At 59.5% G+C, this 20,048-nt stretch carries 12 protein-coding genes, 1 tRNA gene and 3 rRNA genes (1 of these 16 only partly in view); 9 read left to right on the plus strand and 7 right to left on the minus strand.

Annotated features, from left to right (window positions below):
* The 6 genes from ONZ54_RS00640 to ONZ54_RS00665 form a co-directional block, all read left to right on the plus strand.
* Window positions 1–2,727: ribosomal RNA gene (locus tag ONZ54_RS00640) — 23S ribosomal RNA — on the plus strand (it extends 161 nt beyond the left edge of the window).
* 121 nt (window positions 2,728–2,848) lie between these two features.
* A 5S ribosomal RNA gene (gene rrf, locus ONZ54_RS00645) occupies window positions 2,849–2,963 on the plus strand.
* Window positions 2,964–3,069: 106 nt separating this feature from the next.
* A tRNA-Thr gene (locus tag ONZ54_RS00650) sits at window positions 3,070–3,145 on the plus strand.
* Window positions 3,146–3,160: 15 nt separating this feature from the next.
* A 5S ribosomal RNA gene (gene rrf / locus ONZ54_RS00655) occupies window positions 3,161–3,275 on the plus strand.
* Window positions 3,276–3,428: 153 nt separating this feature from the next.
* A complete protein-coding gene (gene ebgR, locus ONZ54_RS00660) occupies window positions 3,429–4,394 on the plus strand; it encodes a transcriptional regulator EbgR (protein ID WP_017412531.1) in 966 nt (321 codons plus the stop codon).
* A 364-nt stretch (window positions 4,395–4,758) separates the two neighbouring features.
* Entirely contained in the window at window positions 4,759–5,736 is a 978-nt protein-coding gene (locus tag ONZ54_RS00665) for a bile acid:sodium symporter family protein (RefSeq protein ID WP_059169157.1), read from the plus strand.
* 81 nt (window positions 5,737–5,817) lie between these two features.
* Here the strand turns inward: ONZ54_RS00665 and ovoA are convergent, their stop codons facing one another.
* Window positions 5,818–7,968 (minus strand): 5-histidylcysteine sulfoxide synthase, encoded by a 2,151-nt coding sequence (ovoA, locus tag ONZ54_RS00670; protein WP_271787260.1) that lies wholly within the window; start codon window positions 7,966–7,968, stop codon window positions 5,818–5,820.
* 347 nt (window positions 7,969–8,315) lie between these two features.
* On the opposite strand from ovoA, the gene ONZ54_RS00675 reads away from it, so the two are divergent.
* On the plus strand, window positions 8,316–9,038 hold the full coding sequence (locus tag ONZ54_RS00675) for a head GIN domain-containing protein (RefSeq protein WP_271787261.1): 723 nt from the start codon (window positions 8,316–8,318) through the stop codon (window positions 9,036–9,038).
* Between the two features lie 64 nt (window positions 9,039–9,102).
* Here the strand turns inward: ONZ54_RS00675 and fghA are convergent, their stop codons facing one another.
* Window positions 9,103–9,939: an S-formylglutathione hydrolase gene (gene fghA, locus ONZ54_RS00680; protein WP_271787262.1), complete on the minus strand. Its 837-nt coding sequence runs from the start codon at window positions 9,937–9,939 to the stop codon at window positions 9,103–9,105.
* A gap of 50 nt (window positions 9,940–9,989) precedes the next feature.
* Entirely contained in the window at window positions 9,990–11,117 is a 1,128-nt protein-coding gene (locus ONZ54_RS00685) for an S-(hydroxymethyl)glutathione dehydrogenase/class III alcohol dehydrogenase (protein ID WP_058395633.1), read from the minus strand.
* A gap of 120 nt (window positions 11,118–11,237) precedes the next feature.
* Between ONZ54_RS00685 and ONZ54_RS00690 the strand changes: the two genes are divergently transcribed.
* Entirely contained in the window at window positions 11,238–12,143 is a 906-nt protein-coding gene (locus ONZ54_RS00690; protein WP_005320039.1) for a LysR substrate-binding domain-containing protein, read from the plus strand.
* A gap of 70 nt (window positions 12,144–12,213) precedes the next feature.
* Here the strand turns inward: ONZ54_RS00690 and ONZ54_RS00695 are convergent, their stop codons facing one another.
* From ONZ54_RS00695 to ONZ54_RS00710, 4 genes are all read right to left on the minus strand, one after another.
* Window positions 12,214–13,179, minus strand: coding sequence for an ABC transporter permease (locus ONZ54_RS00695; protein WP_017412537.1), 966 nt, complete (start codon window positions 13,177–13,179; stop codon window positions 12,214–12,216).
* Between the two features lie 2 nt (window positions 13,180–13,181).
* Window positions 13,182–14,300, minus strand: coding sequence for an ABC transporter permease (locus ONZ54_RS00700; protein WP_005320035.1), 1,119 nt, complete (start codon window positions 14,298–14,300; stop codon window positions 13,182–13,184).
* 79 nt (window positions 14,301–14,379) lie between these two features.
* On the minus strand, window positions 14,380–15,960 hold the full coding sequence (locus tag ONZ54_RS00705; RefSeq protein WP_271787263.1) for an ABC transporter ATP-binding protein: 1,581 nt from the start codon (window positions 15,958–15,960) through the stop codon (window positions 14,380–14,382).
* 83 nt (window positions 15,961–16,043) lie between these two features.
* Window positions 16,044–17,042, minus strand: coding sequence for a BMP family lipoprotein (locus ONZ54_RS00710; RefSeq protein WP_017412538.1), 999 nt, complete (start codon window positions 17,040–17,042; stop codon window positions 16,044–16,046).
* A gap of 429 nt (window positions 17,043–17,471) precedes the next feature.
* Here ONZ54_RS00710 and uvrD point away from each other — a divergent pair, with 429 nt between their 5' ends.
* Entirely contained in the window at window positions 17,472–19,643 is a 2,172-nt protein-coding gene (gene uvrD, locus ONZ54_RS00715; protein WP_271787264.1) for a DNA helicase II, read from the plus strand.
* Window positions 19,644–20,048: the final 405 nt, after the last annotated feature.

A 20,048-nucleotide genomic window follows, 5' to 3' on the forward strand; every position in this document is an offset into this window, starting at 1 on the left:
ATACATAGTGCAACGAGGCGAACCGGGAGAACTGAAACATCTAAGTACCCCGAGGAAAAGAAATCAACCGAGATTCCCTCAGTAGCGGCGAGCGAACGGGGATTAGCCCTTAAGTTTCTTGGAAGTTAGTGGAATGGTCCTGGAAAGGCCAGCGATACAGGGTGATAGCCCCGTACATGAAAACGACCTTGAAGTGAAATCGAGTAGGGCGGGACACGTGACATCCTGTCTGAATATGGGGGGACCATCCTCCAAGGCTAAATACTCCTGACTGACCGATAGTGAACCAGTACCGTGAGGGAAAGGCGAAAAGAACCCCTGTGAGGGGAGTGAAATAGAACCTGAAACCGTGTACGTACAAGCAGTGGGAGCCCTTCGGGGTGACTGCGTACCTTTTGTATAATGGGTCAGCGACTTACATTTTGTAGCGAGGTTAACCGTATACGGGAGCCGTAGGGAAACCGAGTCTTAACTGGGCGTCTAGTTGCAAGGTGTAGACCCGAAACCGGGTGATCTAGCCATGGGCAGGTTGAAGGTTGAGTAACATCAACTGGAGGACCGAACCCACTAACGTTGCAAAGTTAGGGGATGACCTGTGGCTGGGGGTGAAAGGCCAATCAAACTCGGAGATAGCTGGTTCTCCCGAAAGCTATTTAGGTAGCGCCTCGGACGAATACTACTGGGGGTAGAGCACTGTTTGGACTAGGGGGTCATCCCGACTTACCAACTCCATGCAAACTCCGAATACCAGTAAGTAATATCCGGGAGACACACGGCGGGTGCTAACGTCCGTCGTGAAGAGGGAAACAACCCAGACCGCCGGCTAAGGTCCCAAAGTTCTGGTTAAGTGGGAAACGATGTGGGAAGGCTCAGACAGCTAGGATGTTGGCTTAGAAGCAGCCATCATTTAAAGAAAGCGTAATAGCTCACTAGTCGAGTCGGCCTGCGCGGAAGATGTAACGGGGCTCAAACCAGGCACCGAAGCCGCGGATTCACACTTATGTGTGAGTGGTAGGGGAGCGTTCTGTAAGTCTGCGAAGGTGTATCGAGAGGTATGCTGGAGATATCAGAAGTGCGAATGCTGACGTAAGTAACGATAAAGGGGTGAAAAGCCTCCTCGCCGGAAGACCAAGGGTTCCTGTCCAACGTTAATCGGGGCAGGGTGAGTCGACCCCTAAGGTGAGGCCGAAAGGCGTAATCGATGGGAAGCAGGTTAATATTCCTGCACGACTTGTAATTGCGATGGGGGGACGGAGAAGGCTAGGTGGGCCAGGCGACGGTTGTCCTGGTGAAAGTGCGTAGGTGGTGTTTCTAGGCAAATCCGGAGACACAACACTGAGACACGAGACGAAGCCACTACGGTGGTGAAGCCATTGATGCCCTGCTTCCAGGAAAAGCCTCTAAGCTTCAGATTACAAGTCATCGTACCCCAAACCGACACAGGTGGTCGGGTAGAGAATACCAAGGCGCTTGAGAGAACTCGGGTGAAGGAACTAGGCAAAATAGAACCGTAACTTCGGGAGAAGGTTCGCTCTTGACAGTGAAGTCCCTTGCGGATGGAGCAGTTGGGAGTCGCAGTGACCAGATGGCTGGGACTGTTTATCAAAAACACAGCACTCTGCAAACACGAAAGTGGACGTATAGGGTGTGACACCTGCCCGGTGCCGGAAGGTTAATTGATGGGGTTAGCGCAAGCGAAGCTCTTGATCGAAGCCCCGGTAAACGGCGGCCGTAACTATAACGGTCCTAAGGTAGCGAAATTCCTTGTCGGGTAAGTTCCGACCTGCACGAATGGTGTAACCATGGCCATGCTGTCTCCACCCGAGACTCAGTGAAATCGAATTCGCCGTGAAGATGCGGTGTACCCGCGGCTAGACGGAAAGACCCCGTGAACCTTTACTACAGCTTGGCACTGAACATTGAACCTACATGTGTAGGATAGGTGGGAGGCTTTGAAGGCGTGACGCCAGTTGCGCTGGAGCCGTCCTTGAAATACCACCCTTGTATGTTTGATGTTCTAACGCAGGGCCCTGAATCGGGCTCGCGGACAGTGCCTGGTGGGTAGTTTGACTGGGGCGGTCTCCTCCCAAAGAGTAACGGAGGAGCACGAAGGTTGGCTAATCCTGGTCGGACATCAGGAGGTTAGTGCAATGGCATAAGCCAGCTTAACTGCGAGACGGACAGGTCGAGCAGGTACGAAAGTAGGTCATAGTGATCCGGTGGTTCTGAATGGAAGGGCCATCGCTCAACGGATAAAAGGTACTCCGGGGATAACAGGCTGATACCGCCCAAGAGTTCATATCGACGGCGGTGTTTGGCACCTCGATGTCGGCTCATCACATCCTGGGGCTGAAGTCGGTCCCAAGGGTATGGCTGTTCGCCATTTAAAGTGGTACGCGAGCTGGGTTCAGAACGTCGTGAGACAGTTCGGTCCCTATCTGCCGTGGGCGTTGGATGATTGAAGGGAGTTGCTCCTAGTACGAGAGGACCGGAGTGAACGAACCTCTGGTGTTCGGGTTGTCACGCCAGTGGCACTGCCCGGTAGCTAAGTTCGGAATCGATAACCGCTGAAAGCATCTAAGCGGGAAGCGAGCCCTGAGATGAGTCATCCCTGACCCCTTGAGGGTCCTAAAGGGCCGTTGGAGACCACAACGTTGATAGGTGGGGTGTGTAAGCGCGGCGACGTGTTGAGCTAACCCATACTAATTACCCGTGAGGCTTAACCATACAACACCCAAGAAGTGTTCTAAGGCTTGTAGCAAATCGAAGAACTACTACCTAATTCAGTGATAGCGAAGCCAACAGGCAAATCGTTATTCACGTCAGCTTTCTCAGATTGAAGAATTTGCCTGGCGGCCATAGCGCCGTGGAACCACCTGATCCCATGCCGAACTCAGAAGTGAAACGCGGTAGCGCCGATGGTAGTGTGGCATTCGCCATGCGAGAGTAGGACACTGCCAGGCTTCAATTAAGCAATCACAGCGATGTGGTTGGTCGTGTGACAATGTAAGGTTGTTGCGGACAAGAGATTTAGATAACGCACGCAGTGCGGTCTTTACCGGTTAGTGTGCTGATATGGCTCAGTTGGTAGAGCGCATCCTTGGTAAGGATGAGGTCCCCAGTTCGACTCTGGGTATCAGCACCAGTTTTAAAGCTTTTGCCTGACGGCAATAGCGCTGTGGAACCACCTGATCCCATGCCGAACTCAGAAGTGAAACGCAGTAGCGCCGATGGTAGTGTGGCATTCGCCATGCGAGAGTAGGACACTGTCAGGCACCTATTTAGAAGAGGCCTCCCATTCGGGAGGCCTTTTTGCTTTGGAATTTTTCCTTCCGCGAAGTCATTTTTTAGTAAAAAAGCTGGGACGCCAATACGTTGCCCGATAGTCTTGTCTGATGTTGTCGGGAGCCATCGCCAAAGGAGTATGCATGGCCACGTTGAAGGAAATTGCGCAGGAGGCCGGGGTGTCCCAGGCGACTGTATCGCGAGTGCTCAATGAAGACCCTACGCTGAGCGTCAAGGAAGATACCCGACAGAAGATATTCGAGATTGCCGAGCGTCTGGAGTACAAGACCAGCAGCGCCCGCAAAGGGGTTCACAAGAGCAAGCTGCACTTTCTGGTTGTCTATGCCTACCCGCAGAGTACCGAGGTCAATGATCCCTACTATCTCGCCATCCGATATGGCATCGAGACCCAGTGTGCCCGCCTCAATATCGAGCTGACCCATTTCTACAACGGTGGTGAAGGTCGTGAACTCTCCGCCGTTGACGGTATTCTGGTCGTCGGACATTTGCCGCCAGAGCGTCTTGCCATGCTGTGCGGCCTCTCCACCCACCTGGTGTTTGTGGATTGCCGCTCCCAGAAAGAGTTCGATTCTGTGGATGTGGATCTGGCACTGATCAGCCAGCAGGTGGTCGATTACTTTATCGAACAAGCGCACCGGCGTATCGGTTATATCGGTGGTCAGAATGAGGCACCGGACCTGCGTGAGCTGGCTTTTTTCGACTACGGCCAACGGTTGGGAGTCGTGCAGGAGAGGGACCTCTACTGCGGGGATTTCTCCAGCGCTTCTGGTTATCGGTTGGCAAAAGAGATGCTGGAGGGGGATTGGCCCAAGGCGTTGTTCGTCGCCTCCGACTCCATCGCGATCGGGGTATTGAGGGCCATTCACGAGAAGGGATTGGCCATCCCCCAGCAGATTGAGCTTATCAGCGTCAATGACATCCCCACCGCCAAGTTCACCTTCCCGCCCCTCTCCACAGTGCGGATCCACTCCGAGTTGATGGGCTCCCAGGGGATCAATCTGCTGGTCGAACGGCTGCGCGATCAGCGCTCTGTACCACTGCGAGTATTGGTGCCCAGCCGGCTAATCTTGCGTGGTACCACCCGGTAGTTTTAGTAAAACTTGCTTACCTTCGGCCGCCTGATCCCGATACGGGGCTGCCTGGCTCTTTATCCATGATTGGTCGGGTGTGCTGGTTGATGCCGCCCTTGGCGCAACCCCGAGCGGGGATATTCAGCTGGAGGTGCCGTGCGATCACCTTCTGGTCCGGTACCTGTCAGGACTGGGGTGATCCGGGCATGTTTAATTTCCCTCTATCCACTGGTCGTTGCTCAACCTTGCGCCTCCTGGTTATCACGGTAAGCTGGAGGTTCGTCTCAATGGGAGGTGTCAGACACTTGCCGTTGTGTGTATTTCCCTCCCTGATCCTGACTCCCGCCGTGGAGGCGGGATGCGCTTCTGATGGAGATTCCTTGTGCGTCTGGATCCCTTTACTTCTGTGTTGATTGCCGTGGTGGCTCTGGCCTCCTTCTTCCCTTGCGAGGGGCAGGTGGCCGTCTGGTTCGGTCTGCTGACCAAGCTGGCGGTGGCACTGCTGTTCTTCATGCACGGTGCCAAGCTGTCGCGCCAGAACCTGCTGGCGGGCCTCGGCCACTGGCGACTGCATCTGGTGGTGATGGCCAGCACTTTCGTGCTGTTCCCGCTGCTGGGGCTGCTGCTCACTCCGCTGGTGCCGCTCTGGCTGAGCCCGGCCATCTACCTCGGCTTCCTCTATCTGTGCGCTCTGCCCGCGACTGTACAGTCGGCCATCGCTTTTACCTCCATGGCGGGGGGCAATGTGTCGGCGGCGGTGTGCAGTGCCTCGGCCTCCAGTATCCTCGGCATCTTTCTCTCCCCCGTACTGGTGGGATTGATGATCAATGTGCAGGGGGAGGGGATCGATACCTGGCACTCCATCCAGGCCATCATGGTGCAGCTGATGCTGCCGTTCGTGGTGGGCCACCTTTCCCGGCCACTCATCGGCCGCTGGGTCGACAGCCATCGCCCGCTCATCGGCAAACTGGATCAGAGCTCCATTCTTCTGGTGGTCTATGTGGCCTTCAGTGAGGCCGTGGTGCAGGGGATATGGCATCAAGTAGGCTGGTACGATCTGGCCAGTATAGTGCTGTTGAGTTGCGTACTGCTGGCGCTGGTGCTGGGTTGGAACATCTGGATCAGCCGCCGCCTCGGTTTCGACAAGGCGGACGAGATCACCATCGTCTTCTGCGGCTCCAAGAAGAGCCTGGCCAACGGGGTGCCCATGGCCAACGTCATGTTCCCCGCTGCCAGCGTCGGGGTCATGGTGCTGCCGCTGATGATCTTCCATCAAATCCAGCTGATGGTCTGCGCCGTACTGGCGCGCCGTTATCATGAGCAGGAGACCAGTCCCCTTGTTCCAAGCCGGGAGGGGTGACGTCACCCGAGTTGAAAAGAGAGGGAGGCCAGCTGGCCTCCCTCTCTTGTTTCTCCGGCTTGTGTCACCCGCAACGTCAGTTCAACGCTTACGCCAGACGGTCAGTTGCGCCACAGTATGTTGATACTTGCGGGCGGTCTCGCGGATGACGAAGGGGACATCTCGCGGTGGGCAGTGTTCCTCGAACTCCTCCGCCAGCAGACGTTGCAACGCCTGATAGGTGCTGAGGGCTTCGCCATTTTCACGGATGCCACCGAGCCAGTTGGCCTTTGGTGTGTACTCCGTCAGCCAGGTGTAAGGGCTGGTGAGCACCAGCAGGCCGCCGCTGCGCAGACGAGGGGCAATGTCCCGCAGGAAGCGGGCCGGTTCACGCAGTCGGTCGATCAGGTTGGCGGCGAGCACCAGATCGTAGTGGTCGTACTTGGGCTTGAGGTTGCAGGCATCCCCCTGACTGAAGTGGATGCGCTCGGCCTGCTCGGTGCCAAGCTGATGGCTCGACAGACGCGCCTCGCAATACTCCACAAGGTCTCCCTCCAGCGGTACGGCATAGCGGAAGCTGTCCTGACTGGCGAGGGAGAGTGCCACGTCGATGAAGCGGGCCGAGTAGTCCACCCCGTCCACATGCTGAAAGTGGCGAGCCAGTTCAAAGCTGGCACGACCGGTGGCGCAGCCGATATCCAGCGCCCGTTGGTGATTGCTGCACAGCTCGCTGGCAAGATCTGCCAAGGTCTTGGCGTAGTTGGCGACACCAAAGTGGGTCGGGCCGTACTGGAAGTCGAGGTATTGGGCGACCAGAGTATCGGTTTCGTAAGGATTCACTATGACGGGTTCCTGATAACGTGAGACCAGATAGCGGAAGCCCGCATGCTGGAAGAAGTGGCGACGAAAGGCGTAACGGGACGATTTGAGCGCCTCGTTGCCTGTGCTTATCCAGCTGCCGCCCTTGATGAGGGTGTGCTTGCCATCAAAAGTGGGTGTAGAGAAGTCATCGTAGAGCGGGTGAACCCGAAAGCCGTTGAAGCCATCAATGGCGGTGCTGGTCCACTGCCAGACGTTGCCCACCAGATCGAAGAAGCTGCCCTGGGGGCAGGCATCCACCGGGCAGGAGGAGGCGAAGCGTGCCAGGTTGATGTTGCCGGGCGCATCGATCCAGTCCGGCTGATCCCCTGCCAGTTGTTCACGCAGCAGCATCCACTCCCCTTCGCTCGGCAGCTGGATGGGTAGTCCGGTCTGGGCCGACTTCCAGCGACAGAAGGCGGCAGCTTCCAGCTGGTTCACCTCGGCGGGCCAATCCCAGGGCATGCTTACCCGCTCCGTCATCAACCTCAGCTGCAACTGCTCAGGCTCGGCAGGGTCGCCGACCCAGAAGGTGGGCATGCGCGCCCTGGCATACTGGCACCAGCCCCAGCCTTCTTGATCCCACCACTCTTGCTGTTGATAGCCGCCGGCCTGAACGAAGTCGAGGTATTCGGCATTGCTCACCAGCATGCGGCTGGCCTGGAAGGGGGGGATCTCGATGTGGCGCTCGCCATATTCGTTGTCCCAGCCATAAGTAGCGTCCCGTTTGCCGAGGCGCACCTGACCACCGGCCACTGGCAGCAGGCTGTTGGCAGGCACTTCGTCAATCCGGTGGCGAGCTTCTGTGCAGGCGGGCCAATAAGGCTGTGGCTGCACCCAGGCCAGCGGCAGCTGGCGGATCAATACACTGGAGGTCTCGAGGTGGATACGCTCGTGCTCTATCCCCATCAATATGACCCAGGCCGGGCTCTGCCAGTCGATGGGCAGGGTCAGCGGCATGTGGCGAATGAAGTCAATCACGCGGGTACGTACCTTGGCGCGGTAGCTGCGCAGCTCGGCCACTCTGGGCCAGTCGTAGTGGGTTTCATCCAGATCGTCCCAGCTCATCTCATCCACACCGATGGCGACCATGGCCTCGATGCGGGCGTCGATGCGGCTATCGATGAGCCGGGCTGCCAGCAGCTTGTTGATGAAGAAGGCAGCTGTGTGGCCGTAGTAGAAAATGAGTGGATGGCGTAGCGGGATCGCCTTGTTGAACCAGGCGTGCTCATCGGCCAGGCAATCGAACAGACTCTCGTAGAGATCGAAAGTCTGGCAGAAGTAGCCGAGCAGTTCGCGGCGCTTCTGCTCGGGATCGCTGCCGGTCAGCAGCGGGGTACGGGTCGGCGCGGGCAGGCCGACGGCGGTGGAAAACTGGGTGCTGACTTGGGTCACACTCTGACTCCTTGTTGGCAGTAGTAAATGGATTACCGCAATGGAGAGCTTTATACGCACAAGGTATCACTATTGGCTCAACAGACAGGTGCGACAACCAAAAACTTCCCTGGCCCGTCAGCTGGGTGGCCCGGCGGGCGGTTGCAAGCTGACCGGGACTTGCCCCCGTTCGGGCATGGTCAGTTTTACCAACTTATGGTCTGAATGGCTCTCTACATTTTGATGACGATGCCATGAATAATAGGTATATCCATAAAAATCATATAGTTGGTTATATGGCAAGATGTTTGCGCTCTTTGAGACCGAATGGGTCCGGACACGGCCAGAACACAACGAGGATAGTGACGATGAAACTGATAATGGGAATGATGCTGGCCATGGGGCTCAGTGGCTGCAGCTGGCTGGATGAGACACGGGTGACCGGGGCGGGGGCTGTCATCGAGCAGCATCAACCCATGGGCAAACAGGTGACCCGGGTGTTGGCCGGTGTGCCCGCAAACATTCATCTGGTGGCGGGTGAGGCGAGCGGCATTCATATCAAGGGACAGGAGAACCTCTTGCCCTATCTGGAGTTGACCGAGAGTGGCAGCAAGCTGGAGATAGAGGTGAAGGATGGCTACCGGCTTGACCCCACAGAGCCGCTGGAGCTGACCATCACTCTGCCCGAGCTCCATGAACTGGCGCTGGCGGGCACGGGCCGTGGTGATCTGCATGGCTTCAAGGGAGACAGGCTGGTGCTGTCTGTGGCCGGAACAGGTGACATAGTCGCCAGCAAGCTGGATTTGAACCGTCTGGAGGGCAACATAGCCGGCTCGGGCAGCCTGGATCTGGGTGAGGGATCAGCCAAAGCCATGGAGCTGAACATCGCCGGTTCCGGTGATGTGCTGGGGGCCGGGCTCGCCAGCGAAGATGTCGAGGTCAACATAGCAGGCAGCGGGGACGTGGAGGTACGGGCGCAGGAGCGGCTCAAGGTCGGCATCGCCGGATCCGGCTCGGTCAGTTACTGGGGAGATCCCAAGCTGCAGAGCGAGATCGCAGGTTCGGGAGACGTGACCCGCCAGGGCAGCTGAAGCCTGACCGCAAGCAGATAATCGAAAGTAGAAAATAAACAGGCCCTTCATGGGCCTGTTTTGATCAGAGATGGCGGGCGTGGAAGCGCAGGTGTGCCTCGATAAAGCTCGCCACAAAGTAGTAGCTGTGGTCATAGCCGGGGTGGCGATTGAGCTCCAGCGGCCAGGCCTTGCTGGCGGCAATATCCGCCAGGGCATCGATGTGCAGCTGCTCGGCGAGGAAGGGATCGTCCAGCCCCACGTCTACCATGGTCGGCAGCGGTGTTACCGGGTGGTGGCGCAGCAGCTGGCAGGCATCCCACTCCTGCCACAGCAGGGGATTGTTGCCGAGATAGGCACCGAGCGCCTTCTGCCCCCAGGGGCAGCGGCTCGGGTGGCTGATGGGGCTGAAGGCCGACACGGATCGGTAGCGACCGGGCTCGCGCAGGGCGGCGATCAGGGCGCCGTGCCCCCCCATGGAGTGGCCGCTGATGGCGCGGCGGGTCGAGACCGGGAAGTGGGTCTCTATCAGGTCAGGCAGCTCGCGGGTGACGTAATCATACATCTGGTAGTGATCACGCCAGGGGTTCTGGCTGGCGTTGACGTAAAAGCCTGCCCCCATGCCGAGATCGTAAGCGGGATCGTCCGCCACTCCTTCGCCGCGGGGGCTGGTGTCCGGTGCCACCAGGGCGATGCCGAGCTCGGCGGCGATGCGGTGCGCCCCCGCCTTCTGCATGAAGTTTTCATCGGTGCAGGTGAGGCCGGAGAGCCAGTAGAGCACAGGCACCTTCTGGCCGGTGAGGGCCTGGGGCGGCAGATAGATAGCGAAGCGCATCTCACAGCCGAGCACGCTGGAGCTGTGGCTGTAGCGCTTGTGCCATCCATCGAAGCTCTTGTTGCTGCTGATAATGTCCAGATTCATCGAGGAACTCCTGCACCCCGCCCGTCGAGGGACGGGCGGGGTGATCATGCTCAGTAGTGAATGACGGTGCGGATGCTCTTGCCTTCGTGCATCAGCTCGAACGCCTCGTTGATCTGCTCAAGCCCCATGGTATGGGTGATGAAGTCGTCCAGCTTGAACTCCCCCTGCATGTAGCGCTGCACATAGCTCGGCAGTTCGCTGCGACCGCGCACGCCACCGAAGGCACTGCCGCGCCAGACCCGACCGGTGACCAGCTGGAACGGACGTGTGCTTATCTCCTGGCCCGCTCCTGCGACGCCGATAATGACCGACTCGCCCCAGCCCTTGTGGCAGCACTCCAGCGCTGCACGCATGACCTTGACGTTGCCGATGCACTCGAACGAGAAGTCGACGCCGCCGTCGGTCATCTCGACGATGACCTCCTGGATGGGCTTGTCGTAATCGTTCGGGTTGATGCAGTCGGTGGCGCCCAGCTTGCGGGCCAGCTCGAATTTGCTCTCGTTGATGTCGATGGCGATGATGCGACCGGCCTTGGCGAGGCGGGCGCCGATCACGGCGGAGAGGCCAATGCCACCCAGCCCGAAGATGGCGACGCTCTCACCTTCCTTCACCTTGGCGGTGTTCATCACGGCGCCTATGCCGGTAGTGACGCCGCAACCGAGCAGGCACACCTCTTCCAGCGGAGCAGCCGGGTCCACCTTGGCGATGGAGATCTCGGGCAGGACTGTGTACTCACTGAAGGTGGAGGTGCCCATGTAGTGATAGATGGGCTGACCATCCTTGGAGAAGCGGGTGGTGCCGTCCGGCATCAGTCCCTTGCCCTGGGTGGTGCGGATCTTCTGGCACAGGTTGGTCTTGCCGGATTTGCAGAACTTGCACTCGCCGCACTCGGGGGTGTAGAGCGGGATCACGTGATCACCCACCTTGACGCTGGTGACGCCTTCCCCGATGGACTCGACGATGCCGCCGCCTTCATGGCCCAGAATACAGGGGAAGACCCCTTCCGGATCTTCGCCGGATAGCGTGAAGGCATCTGTGTGGCAGACGCCGGTGGCGACGATCCGCACCCGCACTTCACCGGCCTGGGGTGGCATGACCTCCACCTCTTCGATGGAGAGGGGCTGGCCCGGTCCCCAGGCGATGGCGGCTTTACACTTGATGCTTTGAACCTGTGCCATGAATGACATCCTTCTTGTTGCGGTAGGTGAACAGAGATGAACTCAGGTATGCAGTGTAGTTTCCCTTCGATTTTGTGATAATAAGGCTAAATATCAAATCACTTTTACACACAGGTAATAATGCTCGGCTGGGAAGGGATCTGTGAATTTGTCAGCGTGGCGGAGCAGGGGGGCTTTACCCCAGCTGCGCGCAAGCTGGGGGTGTCGGTGGCGCAAGTCAGCCGGCAGGTGGCACAACTGGAAGACAGGTTGCAGGCCAAGCTGTTGCTGCGCACCACCCGTCAGGTGCGGCTTACCGAGCTAGGCGAGATCTACTATCGCCACTGCCGTCAGCTGCTGGACAACCTCTACGAGGCAGAGCTGGCGGTGGGACGCCATCAGGCGGTGCCGCAGGGTTCCCTGCGCATCACGGCGCCCGTCTCTTACGGTGAAAGCCGCATCGCCCCGCTGGTAAACGACTTCATGGTGCGTTTCCCCCAGCTGGAGGTCACTCTCAACCTCACCAACCAGCTGCTGGATCTGGTGCACGAAGGTTACGATCTGGCGATCCGGCTTGGCCACCTCAAGGATTCGAGTCTGGTGGCGCGCAAGCTGGCGCAACGGGTGCCCTATGTGTGCGCCTCGCCAGCCTACACAGCCCGCCACGGCATGCCCAACAGCCTCTCCGAGCTGACCCGCCATACCTGTCTGGTGGGCAATGGCGACGAGTGGTACTTCACCCTGGATGGCCGCCCTCACAGCGTCCGGGTGCACGGTCTGTTGCAGTGCAACAGCGGCCACGCACTGCTGGATGCGGCGCTCAAGGGGATCGGCATCATCCAGCTGCCGGACTACTACGTGAGTGACCACCTGGCCCGGGGGGAGCTTATCGAGCTGCTGCCCGAGCTGAGAGCACCGGAGGAGGGGATCTGGGCACTTTATCCCCACAACCGCCACCTATCTCCCAAGGTACGGTTGCTGGTGGACTATCTGGCCGAGCGGCTGAGCGATCCTAACCAACCCGCCCTGGTTCGCCCGGTTGGTTGAGTGTGCGCGCGGCATGGAGAGGACATAAAAAAGGCCCACTTCCGTGGGCCTCTTGTTGAGAGCAGCAGGGTTACTCCCGCTCCTTGACGTAAGGGGTACCGAGCGCCTTGGGGGCCACCGCCTTGCCGATGAAACCGGCCAGCAGGAACACCGTCAGTATGTAGGGCAACGCCTCTATGGCCTGCACCGGAATGGCGAAGTCACCTATGCTGACCCCTTGCAGCCGGATGGCGACCGCATCGAGGAAGCCGAACAGCAGGCAGGCCGCCATGGCACTCCAGGGTTTCCACTTGCCGAAAACCAGTGCCGCCAGTGCCATAAAGCCCTTGCCCGCGCTCATGTTGGGGATGAACTGGGCCGTCTGGGCTACTGCCAGATAGGTGCCGCCGATACCGGCCAGCAGGCCGCCGATAATGAGCGCCGTGTAGCGCATCCGCACCACAGAGATACCTGCGGTGTCGACCGCCGCCGGGGCCTCGCCCACCGCCCGCAGACGCAGACCGAAGCGGGTACGAAACAGCACCCACCAGGCCAGCGGCACGCAGGCAAATGCCACGTACTCCAGCAGGGAGTGACCGCTCAGCAGCTCGCTGTAGAGCTGGCCTATCACGGGCACGTCATACAGCTCCCTGGCATAGGGCAGCTCTATGGGGGCGAAGCGGGCTGCACCGGACAGCGCCGGAGTCTGGCCACCCTGATCGAACCAGTAACGGCCCAGGGTCACGGTCAGACCGGCCGCCAGTATATTGATGGCCATGCCGCTCACCACCTGATCACCCCTGTGGGTGATGGTGGCAAAGCCGTGCATCAGGGCGAACAGGATGGAGACACCCACGCCGGCGCCGAGACCCACCCAAGCAGAGCCGGAAACAGCCGCGGCTGCTCCCCCGGCGAAGGCGGAGGCCAGCAGCTTGCCCTCCAGCGCTATGTTGACCACACCGGAGCGCTCGCAAAACATGCCAGCCATCGCAGCCAGAATGAGCGGCGGTGCGGTACGAATGGTCGCATCCAGCATCAGGATCAGCAGTTCAAACATGATCACACTCCCTTGGCTTGCGCGGTTGAGCGATTGGCAAACGCCAGATAGAGCTGCTCGATGCGCGGACGCATCATGTGCTCAAGGGCGCCACAGAACAGGATCACCAGGCCTTGCAGCACCACCACTATGTTGCGGTCGACCCCGAACTCGAAGCTGAGTTCGGCGCCCCCCTGATAGAGGAAGCCAAACAGCAGGCTGGCGATGATGACGCCGACCGGATGGTTGCGACCCATCAGCGCCACCGCGATACCGGTGAAGCCGAACCCTTCCACGAAGTTGAGCTTGATCTGGTGCAGTTCCCCCTGCAGCACGTTGAGGGCAAAGAAGCCCGACAGCATGCCGGAGATCACCATGGCCAGGATCACCACCTTGGGATAGGAGATACCCGCGTAGGCGGAGGCACTCTGGCTCGCGCCGACTGCCCGTATCTCGTACCCCCAGCGGGTATGCCAGATGAAGACCCACACCAGGGCCGCACAGATCAGCGCCCAGAAGAAGCTGATGTTGAGCGGGCTGTTCGGCATCTCCATGCCAACACCGCTCGCCAGCTCGCTCATCTTGGGCAGCCAGCTCGTGACGGCAAACACCTTGCTCTCGGTGGCCATGGAGCCGGGGGGCTTGAACACCTCGACCAGCAGATAGGCCATCAGGGAGGCGGCGATGAAGTTGAACATGATGGTGGTGATGACGATGTGGCTGCCACGCTTGGCTTGCAGCCAGGCCGGGATAAAGGCCCAGGCCGCACCGAACAGACCACCGGCTATGATGGAGAGCGGCAGCAGCAGCACAAACGGCAGGGTGTCGCCGAGCAGCAGACAGACCATGCCAACCCCGAGGCCGCCGATATAGGCCTGACCTTCACCGCCGATGTTGAACAGACCTGCGTGAAAGGCCACTGCCACCGACAGGCCGGTGAAGATGAAACCGGTCGCGTAGTAGAGGGTGAAACCGACCCCTTCACCAGTACCGAAGGCGCCATACCACATGATCTGGGCGGCATCGACCGGATTGATGTCGAGGTAGTAGAACAGGATGGCCGACACCAGGAAGGCCAGCAATATGTTGACCGCAGGCAGCACGCCCACGGAGATCCAGGCAGGAATACGTGCTTGGCTCATCAGTGGGCCTCCTTGGCAATCTCGTCAGGCACCCGCTGTGCCATCATCCAACCAGATACGATGCAGCTAGAGAGAGCATTCATGTTGTGGCTCCTTGGGGCTGGCTTGCCGCCACCTCATCGGGAACTATGTTCGCCATCATCAGCCCTATGGTGCGCTCATCCGCCTTGGCGGCATCCAGCTCGCCGACGATGCGACCGTCGGCGATGACCAGGATCCGGTCAGACAGGCTCATTATCTCGTCCAGCTCCACCGATACCAGTAGCACAGCCTTGCCCTTGTCGCGCATGGCGATGATCTGCTGGTGGATGTACTCGATGGCGCCTATGTCGACCCCGCGGGTCGGCTGGCCGATCAACAGCACATCCGGGTCCTGCTCGACCTCCCGGGCGATCACCAGCTTCTGCTGGTTGCCACCGGAGAAGTTCGCGGTCTTGTGATCGGGGTGGGGCGGGCGCACATCCCACTTCTCCATCTTGGCCTGACAATCCTGCTGGATCGCCTCTTTGTTCTGCAGCCAGCCCTTGTTGTACTGGGGGCGGCGGTGATAGCCGAGGATAAAGGCCTCTTTCGCCTCGAAGCGGTTGATGAGTCCCATCTTGTGCCTGTCTTCCGGCACATGGCCGAGGCCATAGTTGCGCACCCGCTCCGGGTCGGCTGGATGAGTCAGGCTCACCTCGTGGGTCTTGCCGTCGTTGGTGATGGTGAAACTGCCCTTGCTGGGCTTGAGGATGCCGCCGAGCAGGCTGAGCAGCTCGGACTGGCCGTTGCCGGATACCCCGGCGATGCCGACCACTTCACCAGCTCGCACCTCGAAGCTGACGGATTTGACCCGCTCCACCCTGGCGTCATCGATATAACTGAGGCCGTTGACCTTGAGCTTGGCTGCCCCCGGCAGATTCGGGCCCTTGTCGACCTTGAGACGCACCTTGCGGCCTACCATCAGCTCGGCCAGCTGCTCCTTGTCGGTATCCTTGGTCGCCACGTGGGCCACCATTTCACCCCGGCGCATGATGGAGACCTGATCCGTGATGGCCAGGATCTCCCGCAATTTGTGGGTGATGAGGATGATGGTCGCGCCCTGATCCCGCAGCTTTTTCAGCACCTCGAACAGGTGATCCGCCTCTTGCGGGGTCAGCACGCCGGTCGGCTCGTCGAGGATCAGGATGCGGGCGCCGCGATAGAGCGCCTTGAGGATCTCGACCCGTTGTTGCAGGCCCACTGGCAGATCTTCGATCTTCTCGTGCAGCGGCACGTCGAGACCATAGTCCCGCGCCAGCTCGCCGAGCAGCTTCTCGGCTGCCGCCAGACTCTGGCCCAGGTGCCAGCCGTTCTCCGCGCCCAGGATGACGTTCTCCAGCACGGAAAAATTGTTCACCAGCATAAAGTGCTGGTGCACCATGCCCACGCCTGCGGTGATCGCATCTTGTGAGCCATGGGGGTTGAAGGGGTTGCCGTCGATGAACATCTCGCCTCTGTCGGCGTGGTAGAAACCGTAGATGATGCTCATCAGGGTCGACTTGCCGGCGCCATTTTCGCCGACGATGCCGTGAATACTGCCTTTTTGAACCTTGAGGTCGATCTGCTTGTTGGCGTAAACGTCGCCGAACCGCTTATCGATACCCCTTAATTCGATGGCATAGCGATCTGCCTGGTCCATGATGCAGTCCTTGCGAGTCATGAAAAGAGACTAAAAACCGGCCCGTGCGGGCCGGTCATCGGGTTGAGAGTCGTAGCGGTAACTCAGTATTTGCAGGTGCTGTCGCTCATGTAGTCATGCACCTTGACCTTGCCGGCAATGATGTCGGCCTTGATGGCTTCCACCTTGGCTTTCATCTCTGGGGTGATCAGCTTCTCGTTGTCCTTGTCGAGTGCCCAATCCACACCACCCTCGGCCAGGCCCAGGTTCTTGATACCCGGTTTCCAGGTGCCTTTGGCGGCATCATCCCAGGTTTGGTAGGCGGCCAGACCAACGGATTTGACCATGGAGGTCAGCATGGTGCCCGGTTGCAGGTGGTTCTGGTTGGAGTCAACGCCGATGGCGAACTTGCCTTCGTCCTTGGCGGCCTGATAAACACCGATGCCGGTACCGCCAGCGGCGGCATAGACCACATCAGCACCCTTGGCGAACTGGGACTTGGCCAGCTCGGCACCCTTGGCCGGGTCAGCAAACGCCGCCGGTGTGGAGCCTGTCATGTTCTGGAACACTTCGATCTTCGGATTGACGTACTTGGCACCCTGCTCGTAGCCGCACTGGAACTTGCGGATCAGCGGTATGTCCATGCCGCCCACGAAGCCGACCTTGCCGCTCTTGGAGGCGATGGCAGCCAGCGCACCCACCAGGAAGGAGCCTTCATGCTCCTTGAAGATGATGGACTGCACGTTCGGCTTATCGACCACCATGTCGATGATGGTGAACTGGGTTTTCGGGAATTCGGTCGCCACTTTCTCGACGGCCGAGCCCATGTTGAAGCCGACGGCGACGATGGGGCCGTTGCCACGGCTGGCCAGACGACGCAGACCCTGCTCGCGCTGGGCTTCGTTCTGGGGTTCGAACTCCTTGACCTTGACCCCTTTGTCCTTGTTGTAGACTTCGACGCCGTTGCGGAACACGGCTTCGTTGAACGACTTGTCGAATTTGCCGGCGGTGTCATAGATGACGGCAGGTTGGGTGGCTGCCTGGGCAGAGAGGGCAGCGAGAGTGAGGGCGGCCACGGTGGCCAGCTTGAGCACTTTAGTCACGATCGTATCCTTGATTGTTATGTGAGGGTCCACAGCCTGCCGGAGCAGGCATAAAGCACGCTGGCTAACTGTAAGTGAGCCATGGAGCGGGTCAAGCAGATCATAAAGGAAAAACGTTTGCGGTAACGGTTTGAAATATAAGCAGATCAATTTATAAGTGTTTGTTTTAATGTCTTTTTTTAGATTTAAATTCTGTGAAATACAGGCTTCAAACGACATTTGTGTTTACATTCATATGGTTATAAGCAAGCGTTTTCGTCTGTAAGGAGGAGAAGCGGTTTCTATTGGTGCCGGTTCATGACTTCCCCCGATCTCGGCCTGCCACCAAGCCGCCCCTATACAAGCGCTGCGGTTCGTCATTCACTCGGATTTGGTCTGTAGCGCCACAGGTCGTATAATCCCCGCCTGTATAAATAAACAGGAGTGGTGATGGACGTTTCAACCCTGCTCGACGGGCTCAACGACAAGCAAAGAGACGCGGTGGCGGCCCCTCGCAGCAATCTGCTGGTGCTGGCGGGCGCCGGCTCGGGCAAGACCCGGGTGCTGGTGCACCGTATTGCCTGGCTGATGCAGGTGGAGCGTTGCTCACCCTTCTCCATCATAGCCGTGACCTTTACCAACAAGGCCGCCGCCGAGATGCGCGGCCGGGTCGAGAAGGTGTTGGGCAGCATGCAGCGCGGCATGTGGATCGGCACCTTCCACGGTATCGCACACCGCTTGCTGCGGGCCCATCATCTGGATGCGGGTCTGCCGCAGGATTTCCAGATCCTCGACTCCGACGACCAGTACCGGTTGATCCGCCGCGTCATCAAGGCGCTCAACCTGGACGAGAAGCACTGGGCCCCCCGCGCCGTGATGAGCTACATCAACGGCAAGAAGGACGAGGGCTTGCGCCCCGGTGACATCGATCTCTACGGCGACCCCGTCACCCGCACCTATCAGCAGATCTACAAGACCTATCAGGAGACCTGCGATCGCTCCGGGCTGGTGGACTTCGCAGAACTCTTGCTGCGCGCCCACGAGCTGTGGCTGGGCAAGCCCCACATCCTCGAGCACTACCGGGATCGCTTCCAGAACATACTGGTGGACGAGTTTCAGGATACCAACGGCATCCAGTACGCCTGGCTGCGGATGCTGGCAGGTGACAGCGGCAAGGTGATGATAGTCGGCGACGATGACCAGTCCATCTACGGCTGGCGCGGCGCCAAGATAGAGAACATCCAGCGCTTCCTGACCGACTATCAGGGGGCCGAAACCATTCGCCTCGAGCAGAACTACCGCTCCACCGCCAATATCCTCAAGGCCGCCAACTGCGTCATTGCCAACAACTCTGAGCGGCTTGGCAAGGAGCTGTGGACCGAGGGGGCCGAGGGCGATCCGATTTCGCTCTATGCCGCCTTCAACGAGGTGGACGAAGCCCGCTTCGTGGTCGGTCGCCTCAAGGATTGGAAAGAGAAAGGCGGCCTCTTGGCCGATTGCGCCATTCTGTATCGCTCCAACGCCCAGTCGCGGGTGCTGGAAGAGGCGCTGATGCAGGACGCCATGCCCTACCGCATCTACGGCGGCCTGCGCTTCTTTGAGCGGCAAGAGATCAAGGACGCCATGGCCTACCTGCGGCTGATCAACAACCGCGGCGACGACGCCAGCTTCGAGCGGGTGGTCAACACCCCGACCCGTGGCATAGGTGATCGCACTCTCGAGATCCTGCGCACCAACGCCCGGGATCAGGGGCAGAACCTCTGGCAATCGGCCAAGGGACTGCTCAATGACAAGGTGCTGACCGGTCGTGCCGGCAACGCTGTGCGCGGCTTTGTCGATCTGATCGACGCGCTGGAAGAACAGGTCGGCATGCTGCCCCTGCACCAGCAGGCGGATATCGCCATCCAGAACTCCGGCCTCAAGGCCATGTATCTGGCGGAAAAAGGCGAGAAGTCCCAGGCACGGGTAGAGAACCTGGACGAACTGGTCACTGCCTGCCGTCAATACAACCGCCCGGATGAGCTGGAAGACATGAGCGATCTGTCGGCCTTCCTCGCCCACGCGGCGCTGGAATCCGGCGAGAATCAGGCGGACGAATATGCTGACGCTGTGCAGCTGATGACACTGCACAGCGCCAAGGGGCTGGAGTTCCCGCTGGTGCTGCTGGTCGGCGTGGAAGAAGGCATGTTCCCCAGCCAGCAATCGACCGAGGAGTCGGGCCGCTTGGAAGAGGAGCGGCGCCTCTGTTACGTCGGCATGACCCGCGCCATGGAGAAGCTCTACATCTGTTATGCCGAGAGCCGCCGCATCTATGGCCGCGAGATGTTCCACAAGCCGAGCCGCTTTATCCGCGAAATGCCCGCCGAATGTCTGGAAGAGATCCGGCTGCGCACTCAGGTGAGCAGACCCACCCAGTACGGCCGTTTCAGCCAGAATGAGGTGCAGCAGAGCTTCGACGCCAGCGGCATCACCTTGGGCCAGCGGGTGCTGCATCCAAAATTCGGGGAAGGGATAGTGCTCAACTTCGAAGGGGTCGGCCAGCAGAGCCGGGTGCAGATCCAGTTCGACGACGTCGGCGCCAAGTGGCTGGTGGCGGCGTATGCCCGCCTTGAGGCGCTGTAGGGCGCAGCGCACCCGCCTGTGATGTGAAAAAGGAGCCGTTGGCTCCTTTTTTGTCAGGACTGTAGGTTCGATTAGCGAAGCGTAATCGGACGTTCGCGTCATGGGTAAATTGTGTGCCTGGTTGTTGGCAGCACGGCTGGCGCCGTGCAGGACGCGAGGGCTGGGCCCTCGACAGGGTTTCGCCCGCCCTTCGGGCTGGGGCGAGTGACTTTTCTTTGCGTGGCCAAAGAAAAGTCACCAAAAGAAAGGCCCCCCCCGCCAATCCGCTGGCTTCGCCAGTGCCCTCGGGCCAGAGCCAACGTCGGACGGGCCGCCGCAGACGGCACTTTGGCCTACGCCATCCATGGCTTCGGCCAAAGCCCGCTTCGAACATCCTTGTTCTCGCGCCAAATCGGGGTCGAGCTG

The sequence above is a fragment of the Aeromonas salmonicida genome (assembly GCF_028355655.1).
GTDB classification, from domain to species: Bacteria; Pseudomonadota; Gammaproteobacteria; order Enterobacterales; family Aeromonadaceae; genus Aeromonas; species Aeromonas salmonicida.

Coding starts and splice junctions, on each gene's coding strand:
- ONZ54_RS00690 (WP_005320039.1), top strand. CDS start 11,238: ATGCTCGGCTGGGAAGGGATCTGTGAATTTGTCAGCGTGGCGGAGCAG.
- ONZ54_RS00685 (WP_058395633.1), bottom strand. CDS start 11,117: ATGGCACAGGTTCAAAGCATCAAGTGTAAAGCCGCCATCGCCTGGGGA.
- uvrD (WP_271787264.1), top strand. CDS start 17,472: ATGGACGTTTCAACCCTGCTCGACGGGCTCAACGACAAGCAAAGAGAC.
- ONZ54_RS00700 (WP_005320035.1), bottom strand. CDS start 14,300: ATGAGCCAAGCACGTATTCCTGCCTGGATCTCCGTGGGCGTGCTGCCT.
- ONZ54_RS00695 (WP_017412537.1), bottom strand. CDS start 13,179: ATGTTTGAACTGCTGATCCTGATGCTGGATGCGACCATTCGTACCGCA.
- fghA (WP_271787262.1), bottom strand. CDS start 9,939: ATGAATCTGGACATTATCAGCAGCAACAAGAGCTTCGATGGATGGCAC.
- ONZ54_RS00675 (WP_271787261.1), top strand. CDS start 8,316: ATGAAACTGATAATGGGAATGATGCTGGCCATGGGGCTCAGTGGCTGC.
- ebgR (WP_017412531.1), top strand. CDS start 3,429: ATGGCCACGTTGAAGGAAATTGCGCAGGAGGCCGGGGTGTCCCAGGCG.
- ONZ54_RS00705 (WP_271787263.1), bottom strand. CDS start 15,960: ATGGACCAGGCAGATCGCTATGCCATCGAATTAAGGGGTATCGATAAG.